At 39.8% G+C, this 17584-nt stretch carries 16 protein-coding genes and 1 other annotated feature; of the genes, 7 read left to right on the forward strand and 9 right to left on the reverse strand.

All coding sequences use genetic code 11. The features are described from left to right. The first annotated feature begins 200 nt into the window (after nt 1–200). From AAC155_RS05555 to AAC155_RS05575, 5 genes are all read left to right on the forward strand, one after another. Nucleotides 201–1931, forward strand: a complete 1731-nt coding sequence (locus tag AAC155_RS05555; RefSeq protein ID WP_113041345.1) for a SulP family inorganic anion transporter — start codon at nt 201–203, stop codon at nt 1929–1931. Between the two features lie 226 nt (nt 1932–2157). Then, nucleotides 2158–2559 (forward strand): HVO_A0114 family putative DNA-binding protein, encoded by a 402-nt coding sequence (locus tag AAC155_RS05560; RefSeq protein WP_113041398.1) that lies wholly within the window; start codon nt 2158–2160, stop codon nt 2557–2559. A 398-nt stretch (nt 2560–2957) separates the two neighbouring features. Further along, the gene (locus AAC155_RS05565; RefSeq protein ID WP_113041346.1) at nt 2958–3509 is read left to right on the forward strand and encodes an Ail/Lom family outer membrane beta-barrel protein; all 552 of its coding nucleotides are present in this window, start codon (nt 2958–2960) and stop codon (nt 3507–3509) included. Nucleotides 3510–4120: 611 nt separating this feature from the next. Beyond that, nucleotides 4121–4654, forward strand: a complete 534-nt coding sequence (locus AAC155_RS05570; protein ID WP_113041347.1) for an Ail/Lom family outer membrane beta-barrel protein — start codon at nt 4121–4123, stop codon at nt 4652–4654. Nucleotides 4655–4727: 73 nt separating this feature from the next. Then, nucleotides 4728–4904: a hypothetical protein gene (locus AAC155_RS05575; protein ID WP_158536499.1), complete on the forward strand. Its 177-nt coding sequence runs from the start codon at nt 4728–4730 to the stop codon at nt 4902–4904. A gap of 35 nt (nt 4905–4939) precedes the next feature. Here AAC155_RS05575 and AAC155_RS05580 read toward each other — a convergent pair whose 3' ends face one another. After that, nucleotides 4940–5710 carry a YciC family protein gene (locus AAC155_RS05580; RefSeq protein ID WP_113041348.1) on the reverse strand — a complete coding sequence of 257 codons (771 nt, stop codon included), beginning with the start codon at nt 5708–5710 and terminating at the stop codon, nt 4940–4942. 430 nt (nt 5711–6140) lie between these two features. On the opposite strand from AAC155_RS05580, the gene ompW reads away from it, so the two are divergent. After that, entirely contained in the window at nt 6141–6782 is a 642-nt protein-coding gene (ompW, locus tag AAC155_RS05585; protein ID WP_113041349.1) for an outer membrane protein OmpW, read from the forward strand. A gap of 70 nt (nt 6783–6852) precedes the next feature. On the opposite strand, the gene AAC155_RS05590 is transcribed toward ompW, so the two are convergent. From AAC155_RS05590 to AAC155_RS05625, 8 genes are all read right to left on the reverse strand, one after another. Further along, nucleotides 6853–7641, reverse strand: coding sequence for an ABC-2 family transporter protein (locus AAC155_RS05590; protein ID WP_113041350.1), 789 nt, complete (start codon nt 7639–7641; stop codon nt 6853–6855). Continuing rightward, nucleotides 7634–7951, reverse strand: a complete 318-nt coding sequence (locus tag AAC155_RS05595) for an ABC-2 family transporter protein (protein WP_240002815.1) — start codon at nt 7949–7951, stop codon at nt 7634–7636. Before AAC155_RS05595 ends, AAC155_RS05590 begins: the two co-directional genes overlap by 8 nt. A gap of 146 nt (nt 7952–8097) precedes the next feature. After that, nucleotides 8098–8937 (reverse strand): tryptophan synthase subunit alpha, encoded by an 840-nt coding sequence (gene trpA / locus AAC155_RS05600; protein WP_113041351.1) that lies wholly within the window; start codon nt 8935–8937, stop codon nt 8098–8100. Further along, nucleotides 8937–10127 carry a tryptophan synthase subunit beta gene (trpB, locus tag AAC155_RS05605; RefSeq protein WP_011146690.1) on the reverse strand — a complete coding sequence of 397 codons (1191 nt, stop codon included), beginning with the start codon at nt 10125–10127 and terminating at the stop codon, nt 8937–8939. The genes trpA and trpB overlap by 1 nt, the downstream gene beginning before the upstream one ends. 219 nt (nt 10128–10346) lie before the next feature. After that, nucleotides 10347–11711 carry a bifunctional indole-3-glycerol-phosphate synthase TrpC/phosphoribosylanthranilate isomerase TrpF gene (gene trpCF / locus AAC155_RS05610; protein WP_113041352.1) on the reverse strand — a complete coding sequence of 455 codons (1365 nt, stop codon included), beginning with the start codon at nt 11709–11711 and terminating at the stop codon, nt 10347–10349. Between the two features lie 2 nt (nt 11712–11713). Beyond that, a complete protein-coding gene (gene trpD / locus AAC155_RS05615; protein ID WP_113041353.1) occupies nt 11714–12712 on the reverse strand; it encodes an anthranilate phosphoribosyltransferase in 999 nt (332 codons plus the stop codon). 13 nt (nt 12713–12725) lie between these two features. Then, nucleotides 12726–13304 (reverse strand): glutamine amidotransferase-related protein, encoded by a 579-nt coding sequence (locus tag AAC155_RS05620; protein WP_113041354.1) that lies wholly within the window; start codon nt 13302–13304, stop codon nt 12726–12728. Next, nucleotides 13304–14878, reverse strand: a complete 1575-nt coding sequence (locus tag AAC155_RS05625) for an anthranilate synthase component 1 (protein WP_113041355.1) — start codon at nt 14876–14878, stop codon at nt 13304–13306. The genes AAC155_RS05620 and AAC155_RS05625 overlap by 1 nt, the downstream gene beginning before the upstream one ends. Before the next feature lie 28 nt (nt 14879–14906). Further along, nucleotides 14907–15007, reverse strand: a sequence feature (Trp leader region). A gap of 919 nt (nt 15008–15926) precedes the next feature. On the opposite strand from AAC155_RS05625, the gene AAC155_RS05630 reads away from it, so the two are divergent. Then, on the forward strand, nt 15927–17561 hold the full coding sequence (locus AAC155_RS05630) for a glycoside hydrolase family 18 protein (RefSeq protein WP_113041356.1): 1635 nt from the start codon (nt 15927–15929) through the stop codon (nt 17559–17561). The last annotated feature ends 23 nt before the right edge of the window (nt 17562–17584 follow it).

Below are 17584 nucleotides of genomic sequence, written 5' to 3' on the forward strand. Positions count from 1 at the left end.
TGCTCCCGGGGATTCACTCCCTGGCCGTCGCGATGCATCTTGAAATCCATAGGCTATATCGTTCAATAAAAAAGGTTTTTATCGATCGGTTTCGCACAATTTTACCATAAAGAGCGGCGTAATTAACTTCCGGTTGTCAGTGAACATATAACGCAGCATTATAACGAAAACCCGTTGAAAAATAAGAGGGCATAAACCAGATGCAGTGGAAAAAACTACAGCGTTGGATGCCAGGGTTGGGTAATTTTTCTCATTATCGCAAGGAATGGTTTAGTCATGATTTAAGAGCTGGGCTTTCTGTTGCCGCAGTTGCTCTGCCCGTTGCTATTGCTTACGCCGAATTGATGGGAATAAGTGCAATTATTGGTCTTTATGCATGCATTTTACCTATGTTCGCTTATGCACTATTTGGTACTTCAAGGCAGTTGATTGTCGGGCCAGATGCCGCAACGTGTGCCGTTATTGCAGCGGCTGTCGCGCCATTGGTTTTTGATAATGAAGATGTACGCTGGCAGCTCACGATCGTCATGACCTTAATGACCGGGATATGGTGTGTTCTCGCCAGTCACTTCCGATTAGGCGCGTTTGCTGATTTTCTTTCCAAACCGATCCTGAAAGGATTAATGAACGGTGTTGCATTGACAATCATTGTGGATCAGCTAGCTAAAGTCTTTGGTTTTGCTGGCGTTCCGGCGGGATTGATTGAACGGGTGATCGCATTACCTGTCAAGCTCATGAGTACACATTTACCGACGTTAGCAATGTCTGTTGCTATAGTATTAATTTTGCTCACTGTACGTTTCTTGCGTCCGACTTGGCCGGGGCCTTTGTTGGCAATGGTATTAGCGACTTATATAAGCTGGCAATTTGATCTGGAAAAATATGGCATTCAGATTGTTGGTAGTGTCAGCGGTGGGGGATTACCTGTTGTGCCAATGCCCGATTTCCAGCCAGGCATTATGCGTGAGCTGGTTATTCCATCGTTGAACCTTGCTGTTATCAGTTTTGTCAGTTTTATGATGACGGCCCGTAGCTTCGCCAGTAAAAACGGTTATCAGATTGATGCAGATTGTGAACTTAGGGCCTTAGGCATTGCGAACATTGCTTCTGCTTTATCACAAGGATTTGCTGTCAGTGCTGCCAGCAGTCGTACTGCGGTTAATGATGCGATTGGTGGGAAAACGCAATTGGTCTCTGTTATCGCAGCGACCATTATTTTGCTGGTTTTGTTATTTATGACCTGTTTCCTGGCTTATATCCCGTTGTCATCTCTTGGTGTGGTGCTGATTTATTCGGCATCGTCACTGTTGGGCTTACGGCGGATCTGGTCACTGAGGAAAAGAAATCATCAGGCATTTACTTTATCACTATTTACATTAATTGCCGTGCTGGTGGTTGGCTTGATTAACGGTGTTGGTTTCGCCGTTCTGCTTGGTTTATTACAGTTTTTGCGAATTATATTCCGCCCGACAGATCAGCTCTTAGGGGTGAATGACCAAGGAATGATTCATTCAATTAACCATGGCAATGATATTAAGCCAATAGATGGTGTGATGATGTATCGGTTTAATTCACCATTGACTTATTTCAATGTCAGCTATTTTAAAAAGCGGGTGTTACAGCATGTTGACAGGATTCAAAAACTTAACAAGACGCAAAAACGTCCGGGTTGGTTGGTTGTCGATGCGGCTGTGAGTTTTACCTACGATGATGTCAGCGTATTTGCCGCTATTGATGAGTTGATTAGTGAATTGAAAGGAAGAGATATCACATTGGTGCTTGCCGGGCGCCGGACAGAACTTACTCGCTGGATAAGACAGAATAAACTGAAAAGTAGTGATGACGATCTGATTGTGGTGCCCGATCTCTATTTTGCGGTACGAATGATCCAAAGTAAGCCTGAATGGTACTCGAATTACATGAAAAGATAATAATTTACAGTTGCTTGCTAGCTTGAATTTCATTAAACAAAGACATATGATTAGATCATAACAACAAGGAGGTTTTAGTAATGCAATCGGATTCAGGTTTGGACGTCTTGAAACCCTATAGATAAGGGTGTTCCATATGAATTTACTTCTGCATATCAGTTAATTGAGGATTTCTTTACTAAAATTGATGAAATTATCGCTGAACGCGAAAAAAGAGGGTAATACGATGAAAGCACTCATTGGCGTGATGAATGAAGAACTTATACGCAAGCGCACATTGGCTATTATTAAAGGTGAATATGTTGTTCAACCTGATGAGCCTAAGATTTGGTTTACTTCCATGATTGCTCTTGCCCAAGTACTTAGCAGTGATAATATCGCGCTTCTGCGCCTTATCAATGAGCATAAACCGGAGACAATCGCAGAGCTGGCTAATTTATCAGGAAGGAAACCAAGCAATCTGTCAGTGACATTAAAGACGCTTAGCCAACATGGTTTTGTAACGCTGGAAAAAAGTAATAGAAGCGTAAAACCAAAGGCGCTGTTTACTGATTTTGAAATAAAAATTGAGCAGGAAATCAGTGAAAGGGTTATGTCATCTTGTGGGGCTAAAAATATAGCAGCTTGAAATAGCAAATTTAAGACAATGTAAATTAACACAACGTAAACTTGTTTATAACTTTCAGCCTCATAGTTTTATCACTGTGAGGTCTGATTGAACGATTATTTAGCTATAATAGCGTTATTGAGATCAACAAGTGAATACGATAAATAAAATAATCACATTGATAATTATAATTGAAAAAATAGTTCTTGATTCCTAAACGTATGATTATTGACCGTTATTCTTCTATTATTTGAGATATCAGATCCTGAATACCTGTTTTATTTTAAAATTTCTTGTTAAAAAACAATGTGATTGGAATATTAAGTATTTAATACCACGTTACATTTTGTTTTTCGATAAGTATATTTTAACAAAGCAAAATCATTATTACTTGTACAATAACTATTTAGGACGTTCCAATGAAAAAGGCATTGATAGCCTCAGCAGTGGCAGTTGGTTTATCTGTATTCACATTTGCAGCAAATGCCGGTGAACACACGATTTCTGGTGGTTATGCTCAAAGTCATGTGAAATTTGATGGTGAAAAGCTTGATGAAAACCCAAAAGGCTTTAACCTGAAATATCGCTACGAGCTGGATGATAATTTTGGTGTTATTGGGTCATTCACGCTGACACATCAGGGTTATGATATCTACGATTATGGCAGCAAAGTTGGTACGGATGATTTAGATTATTATTCTCTGATGGTTGGCCCTACATACCGCTTTAATGAATACGTGAGTGTATACGGTCTGGTTGGTGCTGCACACGGAAAGGAAGAGGCAAAGGGTAATGCTGCTGTATTGGGCTATGACGTTGAATATAAAGAGAGTAAGACCTCTGCTGCTTATGGTTTAGGATTGCAGTTTAACCCTATGCCAAATTGGGTTATTGATGCATCTTATGAATATTCGAAAGTAGGTGACTATAAAATAGGCATTTGGGTAATTGGTGCGGGTTATCGATTTTAAATAGTGTTTCCAATGTAGTCGTTCCTTTAAAGGGAATTCAGTCCAACTTTTGCGATCTGTGCAATCTCATTAAGTGACTGAAGATAATAAAGTAATGTTAGAACCAACTCTCTGTTAGCTTGTTAGATAGTTTATTTAAAGGCTATCGAAATAATGAGGACACAGAGTACGGATTTTCATCAGGGATTATTGAAACCGGATATATGTTTTTGACTACTTTTTGCCAGAACATCTTATTTATAGATTTGTATTGGTTTAGTGTCCATATATCTATTTAGTTGAAATTGCTAGTCCATGTTTAGCCATGTAATCTGAAGATTATTCCTTTATTAGTTATCACTATCTATTCTAGACAAAATTCCCTGTTGTAAGACAGGGAATTTTTTTGCTTTTATCTCAATAGTGAAGTGATGAAATGCTAATAAGCACAAAAAATATCCGATTAAGATGGAAAGATTATCTTGTTCAGGATGGAAAGCGGTTATTACTTTATCTTGTTAAACGGAAACTTAACAACAAACGGGATTGAGTTGTTTTCTATTGATTGTTGATAAATAATCGCGCCTCGTAATTAATCTTTTCTATATTTTATACAATATTAGGGATTTTCAATGAAAAGAGCATTGGTAGCTTCAGTGGTGGCAGCAGGTTTATCTGTATTTGCATTTGCGGCAAATGCCGGTGAAAGCACGATTTCGGGTGGTTATGCTCAGAGTCATATAAAGTTTAAAGACGATAAGATTGACGATCATCCAAAGGGCCTCAACTTAAAATACCGCTACGAATTGGATAATAATTGGGGTGTTATCAGCTCATTTACGTATACATATTTGGGGTACGAGTTTTATGACCATGGCCGAAAAGTAGGTAAAGCTGATATAGATTATTATTCTCTGATGGCGGGGCCTACATATCGTTTTAATGACTATGTTAGTGCATACGGTATGGTTGGTGCTGCACGTGGAAAGGTTAAGGTCTCTGATTTTGTTGATTCAGAGAGTTACAGTAAAACATCTATTGGCTACGGTCTGGGATTACAGTTTAACCCTATGCCAAATTGGACTATTGATACATCCTATGAATATTCAAAACTGAATGACATTAAAGTAGGCACTTGGGTAGTTGGTGTTGGTTATCGGTTCTAACCGAAATTCGCTAATTAATATTTAATTAGCTCTCTTTTCTATAGAATTCCCTGTTGAAAAACAGGGAATTTTTTTGTGTTTTAGTTCAATCCAGATATATACCCTATGGATTTCAAGATGGATCGCGACGGCAAGGGAGCGAATCCCCGGGCGCATAGATAACGATGTGACCGGGGTGAGTGAGAGCAGCCAACAAAGAGGCAACTTGAAAGATGACGGGTATAGCAGCTTATTCTGTTTATCCCCATAGTTTTATCACTATGGGGTTTTGTTTGAATTGCTATTTTATATTGATTTTTGTTGTGAAGAGGTAATCAGCATATACAACCGGAACAGGTAAATCAGCAAAATGGCTGAGATGAGGTTATTAAACACACCAAGAATAATCCCTGCCATCTCGCTGTGAATGAATGTTAGGCGATCAATAATAAATACCAGTAAGAGCCTTGCGGTCAGCCATAAAAGAATTGCTGGAACCAGCAGGCGAATATTAGCAAATGCCAGTTTCCAGCTTATTTTTATAGAAGCAAAAACGCCGCAACGCTCGGCAGTCATAATAACGGGTGATAAAGCCAGTGCGATCGACAAAATAATGCCTGGTACTAGCATAAGCATCAAGCCTAGTTGAATTAGCAGGGTGCAGATAAGCAGTAACAGGAACAGTTTCGGTAACTGGCTTGCTGATAAACCAATTGCCTGTAATGAAGAGATACGATTTCCCGCTGAAACTGCCGCAACCAGTGTCAATACACCACCAACTAGTAACACGCTACCAATCATGCTTGAGAAAATGGTTCCGATTCCCGCACGCATGATCATTGATTGTTGCTCTGGAGTCATTTGAGACACCAGCTCTTGAATACCGGCCTTGCCTGAGGTGGCAAACGTGAATTCTGCTTCTGTCAGCAACTTCATCTGTTCGCTGTCAGGAATAAACAGGTGCCCCAATAAGGTGGTAACCAGAGCCGCCAGAACGGCCAGGGTCAGGGTACTTAACAGTTGATTCTTGAAAAAGTTAAAACTGTCACGGTACAGGGTATTCGCCGTGATTGGCATGAAGACAGCTCCTATCAGGTTAAACAACAATACATAGGGGATGATTGTACCTTGTTATGGGGAAACGTGGATAGTAGAAACAAGATGATACGGATAAATTAATGGTTAGCTGTGATTGTTGATGACAGAAAAAAATTCTTCACATTATATTCTTAAGATAAAAATAAACATAAAATTAACCTTATTAAAACATAATGGAAATATAATGAGAGGAAAGATAAAACATCGGAATGGTAAAAAGATTACTAACTGATTAATAATAAATAAACTTTGATTTGGATCAAGTTAAAATAATTCCTAATTGAAATAATAATATTATAGATATGCGGTTTTACTGAAATTCTTTGAAAGATGTGATCTGTCTTGGATCATAATTTCTAATATATGAGTATATTTTGATTGACTTTAAATCACAGGAATGGGATGAATAATGAAAAAAATTTCTGCATTTGTATTAGCAGCGGCAACTTTAGTACCCTCATTCGCTTTTGCTCATGAAGCGGGTGATTTTATTTTCCGCACAGGTACTGCAACAGTAAGACCTAATACAGGTTCTGATAATGTATTGGGGGTGGGTTCTTTTAGTGCGGATAATAATACCCAGATGGGTTTAACTTTCAGTTATATGATGACCGATAATATTGGTTTTGAATTACTGGCAGGGACACCCTTCCAGCATCGGGTAAGTTTACCGGGTGTTGGTGATATTGCTAAAGTAAAACATCTACCGCCGACATTAATGGCGCAATACTATTTCGGCTCTAAAGAAAGTAGTTTCCGCCCTTATGTTGGTGTTGGTCTTAACTATACCACTTTCTTTAACGAAAAATTCAATGGTAATTCGGCTGTTAAAGATAATAACTTACATAGTCTGGACTTGAAAGATTCCTGGGGTGTTGCGGGGCAGGTTGGTCTGGATTATGAGTTAGATCAGAATTGGATGTTGAACGCCTCTGTGTGGTGGGTAAACATTGAAACAGATGTGAAATTTAAAGCAGGTGACCAGCAATATAAAGTTGATACCCGGCTTGATCCGTGGGTATTTATGTTTGGGGTTGGTTATCACTTTTAATAAAAAAATGGGGCAGATTTTGCCCCATTTTTTGTAACCGGAACTGGATTCCCAATTTCATTTCATTTCCTCACGTTATATATTTTGAATACCTTTTAACACCAATATCAAAAACCAATTTCGCTATAAAAATTAAAATTAAAATTAAAATTAAAATTAATGTGACCAGAGTCTGAATAAAAAACCATTTCATACTCATTATTCCACTTACTACTGAAGCTGGAACACCCGTTATAAATAGACACGGAAGTATGAACATTAAAATAAAACGAACTACACCATGAAAAGATTGTTCAGGTCTCACCAATACTTTAAAACAAGGATTTGAGTTCTTAATACTAACTAATGACGTTGTCCAAAATATTGTTGTTCTTATGATCCATGTAATTGAAGTAAGTATTAAGACTCCTTCTAATACCATGATAAAATGTAAAAAAACCAACAAAATATTAGTGCCAAAGTAAATATGTACAGTAAAAAATAATACTAAAGATAGGAATGATAATAAAAAATGCTCAAATGCAATATTTGTAGTGACATATAAAAATTGAGTGTTTATAGGTAGCGTTAAATGAGGTTCTAACTTTAATGACTTGACTTTTTTAACCAGCAAGAGGCTTCCTCTGCCAAATAAAAAAAGATAAAGATTATCGACTAAACATACCGTAGTAAAAAATATAATAATAAAACCATCAGATAAAATATAACCTGAAGATTGTGAGTTTAAAATAGCATACCAAAAAAAAGCTTGTGCTATATAGTAACTAAAATTAACAAAAGCGGATAACCATAAATTTAATGGACTTTTTTTTGCTTCTGACAATCCACTTTTAAAGCCAATCAATATAACTCTAAGCATTACCATTATATCCTTGATTGTATTTTAACATATAATTCCAAATAAAATTAAAAATCATCATTAAACACATCATGACTAAAAACCCATTAAATATAAAATAAATAGATATTGAGTTCGTTGCAATTTTAACTGGAATATAGGTAATGTATTGAAATGGAATATAATTAAATATTGATTTTAAAGAATCACCAAACACATCTAATGGTATTAACGCACCTGAAAGGACCCATGACAAAGTATCCTTAATAATTATATACCCGTTATCTTTCAAGTTGCCTCTTTGTTGGCTGCACTCACTCACCCCGGTCACATAGTTATCTATGCTCCCGGGGATTCGTTCCCTTGCCGTCGCGATACAACTTGAAATCCATAGGGTATAATGTTTAATTATTTCATATCCATATTATCTTTATTCTTTTAATTTGAAGGCTATTATAGCCTTCAAATCTCTAGAAATTACTTATCGCTGTGCGATTTTAAAGGACGAGGAATATTATGCGTGGCAGACTTCATTTTTGATACAAATTCAGTCAGTTCTTTCAGCATTATTTCTGGCTGAGAAAGATTTTCTTCGATAATTTTAACGACGGCAGATCCTGAAATGGCTCCCGCTGCGCCACTCGCTAATGTTTCTTTTACCTGCTGAGGTTCTGAAATACCAAATCCCTGTAACGGTGGTGCAGCATGATATTCCCATAGTTTATTGACTAGATGATTTAACGGTTTTTCACCTCGTTTTTCTATACCGGTCACTCCTGCTCTTGATAATAAGTAGGTATATCCGCGGCCATAAGAAGCAATTTCACGTAATAGTTCATCTTCCGCGTTGGGGGGACAAATAAAAATGGGGGCAATCCCATGTTTCATGGCTGCGGTACGGAATGGCCGTGATTCTGACATAGGAACATCTGCAACTAATACTGAATCGATATCGGCATCTTTGCAACGGCGGTAGAACTCATCTATTCCATGATGAAAAACCAGGTTAGCATACATTAATAAACCAATAGGAATATCAGGATATTTTGCCCTTATCTTTGTTAATAGTTCAAAACAGAGCGTGGGAGTCACATTTGAGGAGAAAGCGCGCAAATTAGCATTCTGAATTGTCGGGCCGTCAGCCAGCGGATCGGAAAAAGGAATACTTAATTCAAGAGCGTCAGCGCCACCGATAATCAGTGCATCAATAATTTTCAATGATAATTCTGGGGTTGGATCACCGAGTGTGACAAAGGGGACAAAAGCACCTTGTTTACGGCTTTCCAGTTGTTTAAATAGCTGCTCGTAACGCTCCATTAGATTTCCCCCCTGGATTTTAAAATATCGTGGACAGTAAATATGTCTTTATCACCGCGACCGGATAGGTTAACGATCAGTAATTGCTCTTTATCAGGAGCTTGATGGATCATTTTCAAAGCATAAGCCAGCGCATGAGAGGATTCGAGGGCTGGAATAATGCCTTCCTCACGGGAAAGGGTTTTGAATGCTTCTAATGCTTCATCATCGGTGATGGAAACATAGTCAGCCCGTCCAATGCTGTTCAGATAAGCATGTTGAGGGCCAACGGAAGGGAAATCCAGACCGGCGGAAATAGAATAAGATTCTTCAATCTGGCCTTCATCTGTCTGCATCATTGGCGATTTCATACCAAAATAGATACCCAATTTGCCATGTTTCAATGGCGCACCATGTTTACCGGTTTCGATACCGAGCCCGGCAGGTTCAATACCAATCAGGCGGACCGATGTTTCAGGAATAAACTCGGCAAACATGCCAATGGCATTGGAACCCCCACCAACACAGGCCAATACGGCATCGGGCAGGCGTCCTTCTCTTGCCAGAATCTGGGATTTGGCTTCTTCGCCAATCATACGCTGGAACTCTCGGACCATCGTCGGATAAGGGTGCGGTCCGGCGGCAGTTCCTAATAAATAGTGGGCTTTATCATAGCTACCAGACCAATCACGTAACGCTTCATTGCAAGCATCTTTTAAGGTGGCAGAACCGCTGTGAACCGGAATAACTTCGGCTCCCATCAGACGCATGCGGAAAACATTAGGGGATTGGCGCTCCACATCTTTAGCGCCCATATAAATGCGGCATTTCATATTTAAAAGTGCGCAGGTAAGGGCGGTGGCTACACCATGTTGACCAGCGCCGGTTTCTGCAATAATTTCGTTTTTGCCCATGCGTTTCGCTAATAGAGCCTGACCAAGTACCTGATTGGTTTTATGAGCACCGCCGTGTAATAGATCTTCTCGTTTCAGATAAAGGCGAGTTTTGGTGCCCTTCGTCAGATTACGGCATAACGTTAATGCCGTTGGCCTGCCTGCATAATTTTTCAGTAGATCTTGAAATTCTTGCTGGAATTCAGGATCTTGCTGAGCGGCAATAAATGCGGCTTCTAATTGTTCAAGGGCTGGAATAAGGATCTGTGGTACAAATTGTCCACCGAAATCACCAAAATAGGGGTTAAGCTTACTCATCATTCTATTTGTCCATCGTAATTAATCGAAATATACCCGTCATCTTTCAAGTTGCCTCTTTGTTGGCTGCGCTCACTCACCCCGGTCACATAGTTATCTATGCTCCCGGGGATTCGTTCCCTTGCCGTCGCGATGCATCTTGAAATCCATAGGGTATATAGTAATTAATCGAAATATAGTAATTAATCGGAAAACAGTAATTAATCGGAAAATTGCTGTTTATTGGTAACAGCGTAGTAGCTGAAACACTTTATTTAATTTATGACTGCTTTTGATGCCGGGTGCGTTTTCGACGCCAGAGTTAAAATCAAGTCCACAACAGCCATATTTTGCTGCTTGTTGGCAATTTTCTTCATTTAATCCACCGGCGAGCATGATGTTGGCGAGTGATTGTTTTTCAAGTAATTGCCAATCGAAACTTTGGCCGGTTCCACCTTTGCCGTTATCAAGTAAATAACGGTCAACATTTCTGGCTTTGGTGTGAAATTCATCTTTCGACATATCAATCGCTTTCCAGATTTGACAATTTTCAGGCAATGTTTTTCGTAATTCCTCAATATAAACTTCGCCTTCGGCGCCATGGAGTTGCACCGCAGCCAGAGAAAGGACACGAGCGGTATGACTGATGAATGCAGATGATTGATTTTGAAATACCCCGACATATTTGAGATTTGCTGCATTGATAATTTGTTGGGCCTGTTGGATATTAATTTTACGTGGTGAATGTTCAGCAAATATCAAACCACCATAAACAGCACCTGCCTGTAATGCCACTTTCGCATCTTGTGGGCGAGTTAATCCACAGACTTTATTTTCACCCAGAATCAGTTGACGTAATGCTAAGTCCAGATTGGGTTGGGCCATCAAAGCACTGCCAATGAGAAAGCCATTAGCATAATGACTAAGCTCACGAATTTGTTGATGCTGGTGGATACCCGATTCGCTAATAATAATAGTTTCTTCCGGTAACTGTGGCGCAAGTTGTTTGGTACGGTTTAAATCGATAGAAAGATCTCTCAGATCACGGTTATTGATACCAATAACTTTAGCTTTTAATGCAACTGCTCTGGCTCGCTCTTCCTCTGAGCTGATTTCAGTCAGCACGCCCATATTCAGGCTATGCGCCAGTTCAGACAGCGTAATATATTGCTGATCATCAAGAACAGAAAGCATCAGCAAAATCGCATCGGCTTGATAATAACGGGCAAGATAAACCTGATAAGGATCGATAATAAAATCTTTGCACAATACTGGCTGGTGAACGGTATCACTGACTAAACGAAGAAATTCATAGTTGCCTTGAAAATATTTTTCATCAGTTAATATAGAGATGGCCGTTGCATAGGGCTGATAAATTTTCGCTATTTGAATGGGATCAAAATCCTGGCGAATGACGCCTTTAGAAGGAGATGCCTTTTTACATTCCAGAATAAAAACGGTCTGTTCACTGTTTAGTGCCTGATAAAAATGACGGTTGCTGGCAACAACAGCATTAATAAAACTTTCCAATGGTTGTTGCTGTTTACGATTAATAAGATATTCGGCTTTATCATTAACAATTTTCTGTAAAATGGTAGCTTGCATGATTAACTCCTTGTTGCAAGTGCAATAACTCGTTCATAAGCTCGGCCACTGTGAATGGTTTCGAGAGCTTGTTGGGTGTTATGACGTAAATCTTCCTGTCCATGAATTTTCATTAACAGAGCAACGTTAGCCGCAACGGCATCAGCATGGGCTTTCTTACCCCGTCCTTGTAACAATAAACTGAGCATTTCACGATTATCCACGGGTGAACCTCCTTTTAGTGCTGACATTGGATGGCGTTGTAAACCAAAATCTTCAGCATTTAATTGATAATGGATAATTTCTCCATCGTTAATTTCTGCCACTTTCGTTGGTGCATGCAGTGCGACTTCATCCATGCCACCACTGTGTACAACCGCTGCCCGTTGATAGCCGAGAACCAGTAAGGTGCGGGCAATAGGTTCAACGAGTTCCGGGCTGTAGACGCCAATTAATGCTAATGGCGGACGTGCCGGATTAATCAAAGGACCTAATATATTAAATATAGTCCGTGTTTTCAGTTGTTGACGTACCGGCATCGCATGACAGAATCCCAGATGATAATGTGGCGCAAATAGGAAACAGATGCCGATTTCATCCAGTGCGCTACGAGCACATTCCGCGCTGATGTCAAGGGCGATACCAAACGCTGCCAGCAAATCAGAAGAACCTGATTGGCTGGAAACACTGCGGTTACCATGTTTGGCAATTTTAATCTGGCAAGCCGAGGCGACAAAGGCACTGGCGGTTGAAATATTGATACTGTTCGCACCATCACCGCCCGTTCCGACGATATCGCAGAAAGTGTAATCCGGCCGTGGAAATGGCAGGGCATTTGCCAATAATGCTTGGGCTGCACCGGCAATCTCCTGTGGTTGTTCACCCCGTAATTTCATGCTGATAAGTACAGCAGCGAGTTGTGGTTCACTTAATTCTCCTTGAATAATGGCGGCAAATAGTTGCTGGCTTTCTTGTTGTGTCAGTGTTTGCGCATTAAACAATTTATTGAAAATAGCTTGCATTTTCATCTCCCTTTTAATTTAGTGCCCAAACCAGAGTTTGTTCAAGCAATTTAGCGCCATGAGTTGTGAGAATCGATTCTGGGTGAAATTGAAATCCACAAACCTTATGTTTATCGTGGCGAACTGCCATCACGGTGTCGCCACAACGGGCAGAAATAGTCAGTTCAGACGGAATTAGGCTACCCATGAGAGAGTGATAACGGGCAACGGGTAGAGGGTTTTCCAGATTAGCGAACATAGCTTGATTATCGTGTTTTGCCAGAGAAGCTTTGCCGTGTAGGATTTCATCAGCAGCAGAAATTTTTCCACCATAAGCTTCAATAATGGCTTGATGCCCAAGACAGATGCCGATCACTGGGATTTTGCCGATGACTTGTTGGAGTAATTTAGGCATACAACCGGAGTCAGATGGTTTACCCGGTCCCGGTGAAAGCATCAATAGCGGAGAGGAGAGCATTCTTAATTGCTGCATAATCATTTCAGTAGCAACAGTATTGCGATAGATAACAACCTGATGACCATGATTACGCAATTGATCGACGAGGTTATAGGTGAATGAATCCACGTTGTCGAGCAGAAGAATATTTGCCATTAGAAAGTCTCCTCTGCCTGATGAGCCTCAATAATTGCACGAATGACTGCTCTTGCTTTGTTACGAGTCTCTTCGCATTCTGCTAAAGGTTCGGAATCCAGTACGATACCGGCGCCAACCTGAATAGTTGCTACGCCGTCTTCCACGTAAGCAGAGCGAATAACGATGCAATTATCCATATCCCCTTTGCCGGTGAAATAACCGACAGCACCACCGTAACTGCCACGGCGTTCGCTTTCATAGTGAGCGATAAGTTGCATTGCGCGTACTTTCGGCGCGCCGGTGAGGGTACCCATATTCATACAAGCTTGATAGGCATGAAAGGTGTCTAAATCATGGCGTAATGTCCCCACGACGCGGGAGACCAGATGCATAACAAAAGAGTAGCGATCGACTTTTGTCAGATCCGCGACATAGCGGCTGCCCGGCTCACAAATGCGGGCCAGGTCATTACGGGCCAAATCGACCAGCATCAGATGTTCGGCTAATTCTTTATGATCTGTTCGCATCTCCAGTTCGGTCCGGCTGTCAAGATCCGCATCCAGCTCGCCAGCCGCATTGCGCCCACGGGGACGTGTGCCGGCGATCGGGTAGATTTCAATTTGGCGATTGGACGCATCATATTTAAGCGCGCTTTCGGGAGATGCGCCAAACAGACAGAAATCTTTATCCTGCATGAAAAACATGTAGGGACTTGGATTGTGGTACTTAAGTTTTTGATAAGCATGAAGCGGTGCCGGGCAGGGCAAAAAGAAGCGTCTTGATGGCACTACCTGAAAGATATCCCCCTGGCGGATGTATTGTTGTAATTGCGCCACCATTTCTGCATAGGCCGAGTCATCCCGATTGTATGAAACTTTCATGGTTGGCAGAGAGATTTGTTGTACTGGTTCAATGGGTTTGGTAATGAGCGCCACTAATGTTTTTAATCGTTGCTTAAGGCGTTGTTCTTCTGCTTGAGAATCACTGAAAAGAGAGATTTGCAAGCGTGCATTTTTGTTCTGGTGGTCGATCACCAATAACGTTTCTGCGAGATAAAAACAGAAATCAGGGCAGCGTTGAACAGTTTTTACTGCGGGTAATGGTTCAAATCCGGCCACCAGATCGTAGGAAAAAAGGCCGCCAACGAATATCGCTTCTGCGCTTGACGAATTGTATGTTGACGGCTCTTCCGCCAAAGAAAGCAGGGCACGCAGTGCATCAAATACGGATACCGCTTTTAGACGATTATCTTCATCTATATTGTGATTGATTGGTGGGAAAATCACTTGAAGAGTATTGTGTGTTATTTCAGATTGGACGTTGCTGGAAAATTTGTTGGCCAAAATGGGTAATAAATTTCGGCCATTTTCTGTTAAAGCGTCAAAAGTAACCTGATTGCCGTTGGCACTGATGCGCAAGGCACTATCGATAATTAGCAGACTTTTTAAGTTTTTTTTGCTGTTAATTTCCGCAGATTCTAGCAATAAAGTTGCTGGTCGCTCACCGCAGAGTTGGTTGAATAGTCGCGTAGGATCAGGTTGGTAAGCGGTTTCCTGCTCAATTACTGTGATTTTTGGTTGTTTATCCGTCATTTTTTCGTCCTGTCAATAAGTTATGCATATAAAAAAACCCGCTGATTAGGCGGGTTTTGGTAATTTGGCACTGTTGATTTATGTGCGTGACCATACCGCCCTTACTGGGAAGTTATGCCACCAACGGATAGACATCATAAATACAGCCATTTTCAGTGCCTCTTTAGTATTGATATAAGATGGGATACAAGACAATATCGCTTTCACTTGTGTACTAGTAAACTGGAACGAAATTGGTGTGTCAAGTATTTTTTGGCGCGTTTATTAATTTGCTGTGTGATTTCTCGAATTTGAAATGACCAACGTTACAGGTAGTGAATTTCCCACAGAATCTATTCAAGAGATAACCCTATTTTAATATGACTAGATAAAATTGAAGGTTAATTTGGTGACATTTTATTACGGTGTAACATAAACTGATTAATAGTTAGAGATCAGATAATATCGGATACTTAATTTTAATAAAATTATTATCTTATTGTCACAAATATCTCATCATATTATTTTATGATATAGCTATGATATATATTTAGTAATATTAAGTATGTAAATCATGTTTCATGAAAAAAAGAATTTAGCGATAGTACAAATTGGTTAAAGAGCAGGATTAGCTGGATTTTTTTTGAGTCAATAGGCAAACGGGAAGAATAGATAATCAATTTTTATATCTGTATATGAAAAAAAGAGGTTTAACCGATATTACTGTGAGAAGTAGTATTCATAGCTCTAACATATCGTGTTATTTAAAATTTAGATCTTTATAAGTTAAAACTATGTAATTATTTGTATTTAATACGTTATAGGTATACCTGAGGAACGATTTTTAATCTGAATACTTATACCCAATAGATTTTAAGATGCATCGCGACGGCAAGGGAGCGAATCCCCGGGAGCATAGATAACTATGTGACCGGGGTGAGTGAGTGCAGCCAACAAAGAGGCAACTTGAAAGATGACGGGTATATAGATCTCTACTTAATTCTGGCATTGGTCGCCATGATTTAACTCTCTGATGTTTAAAATAATTGTACTATTAGTGGAGTAAGATATGAGTGAAAATGAACCAAAAGCAGATAGCCAATTGGTGTATGAAACTGATCCATATAAGGTTAAGGATTCGGAAGAAGGTGCGGCGCAGAAAACTTATCGGTTAAATAGTTTTGATCCTAAGACAACCGATGGTGCATTATCTTATACACCAACAAGGCTTGCTAAAACAGTTTTCAATACTTATGAGGAGAAGGATGATTTTGGTGTTTTCTGTTATTTAACTGATTGGTCAATTTATGATGCGCGTTTTATTGACACAGCAAGCGAAGATGATTTTAAAAAGAATGGTGGCAGAGGCTCTGATTTAATGCGCTTTAAGGGTGATAAAGACAAGGGAAAGCCGTTTCAGAGAATTATCTTTAGCTTTGCAGGTATTATTGGTGACACTGGGGAGAAGAAAGAAACTATCATTGCTGCCGCGGGTAAAAATGGATGGCAAATGGGGGAGGCCGAACAAGATATTCTAGAGAATCACGAAGGTAAACCTATTCCAATTGATCCTTGGGCTGATGTTGGTGCTTATCTTAATTGTGGCTTTACTCATTGGGTGGGCAATCCTGTAGACTTATATCAGCAAGATAAAGCCCAAGGGGTATTAGGAGGATTGCGCTTACTCAAAGAACAAAACCCGGATCTGGAAATTTCTGTTAGTGTTGGCGGTTGGTCAATGAGTGGTGCTTTTTATAAAGTTTGTCGTGATGAGAAACTGCGCCAACGGTTTGTTGAGGGGGTTAAAGATTTATACACCAGATTCCCCATGCTAACCCATATTGATCTTGATTGGGAATATCCTGGTTCTGCGGGGGAAAATAATCAATTTGATAAAGATGATTATAAGTACTTTGCTGAGCTTATTAAGGATTTGAAGAGTGCAAATATCAGTAATTTGAAAGGCATTAGTATTGCAGCTTCTGCTGATGTAGAAAAAATTAAAGCAGCGAATATTCCAGAATTGATCGCCGCCGGTGTCAATGAAATCAACTTAATGACTTATGATTTCTTTACATTGGGCGATGGAAAACTTTCTCATCACACTAATCTTTATCGCAATCAGGATGATCAGTATTCTAAATATTCAGTCGATGATGCAGTTAACTATCTTATCTCTTTAGGTATTAATAAGAAATTTATTTATATCGGTTATTCTGGTTACACTCGTAATGCCAGAACTGCGGAGTTAGAGAGTAAGGATAATGAACAACTGGTTGGGAAATATACTGATGGAACATCCACAGTAGGGAGTTTCGAATACAGCGTAATTGAATGGACAGATATTATCTATAACTATGTTGATTATGAAAATCAAATAGGTCGTAATGGTTTTGCGGTTCTCCATGATCCGGTTGCGAAAGCCGATTATCTTTACAATAAAGATCTCAAAGTATTTATGTCGTTAGATACGCCACGCTCAGTAAGAGAAAAAGGCCGCTATGTTAAAGAAAAAGGGCTTGGTGGCTTATTTATTTGGACCGGTGATCAAGATAATGGTTTGCTAACTAATGCTGCTCATGAGGGATTGGGGCGTAAGGCGATTAAAAAAGTTATTGAAATGGAACCGTTTTATTTCGAAGGTGAACTTCCTTCTTACGATAAACCGAAAGAGAAACGGTGTGAAACATGTAAATTAAATTGAATTTATGCTTTAAAAAATCTCAC

The organism is Photorhabdus sp. HUG-39 (assembly GCF_963878365.1).
GTDB classification, from domain to species: Bacteria; Pseudomonadota; Gammaproteobacteria; order Enterobacterales; family Enterobacteriaceae; genus Photorhabdus; species Photorhabdus kayaii.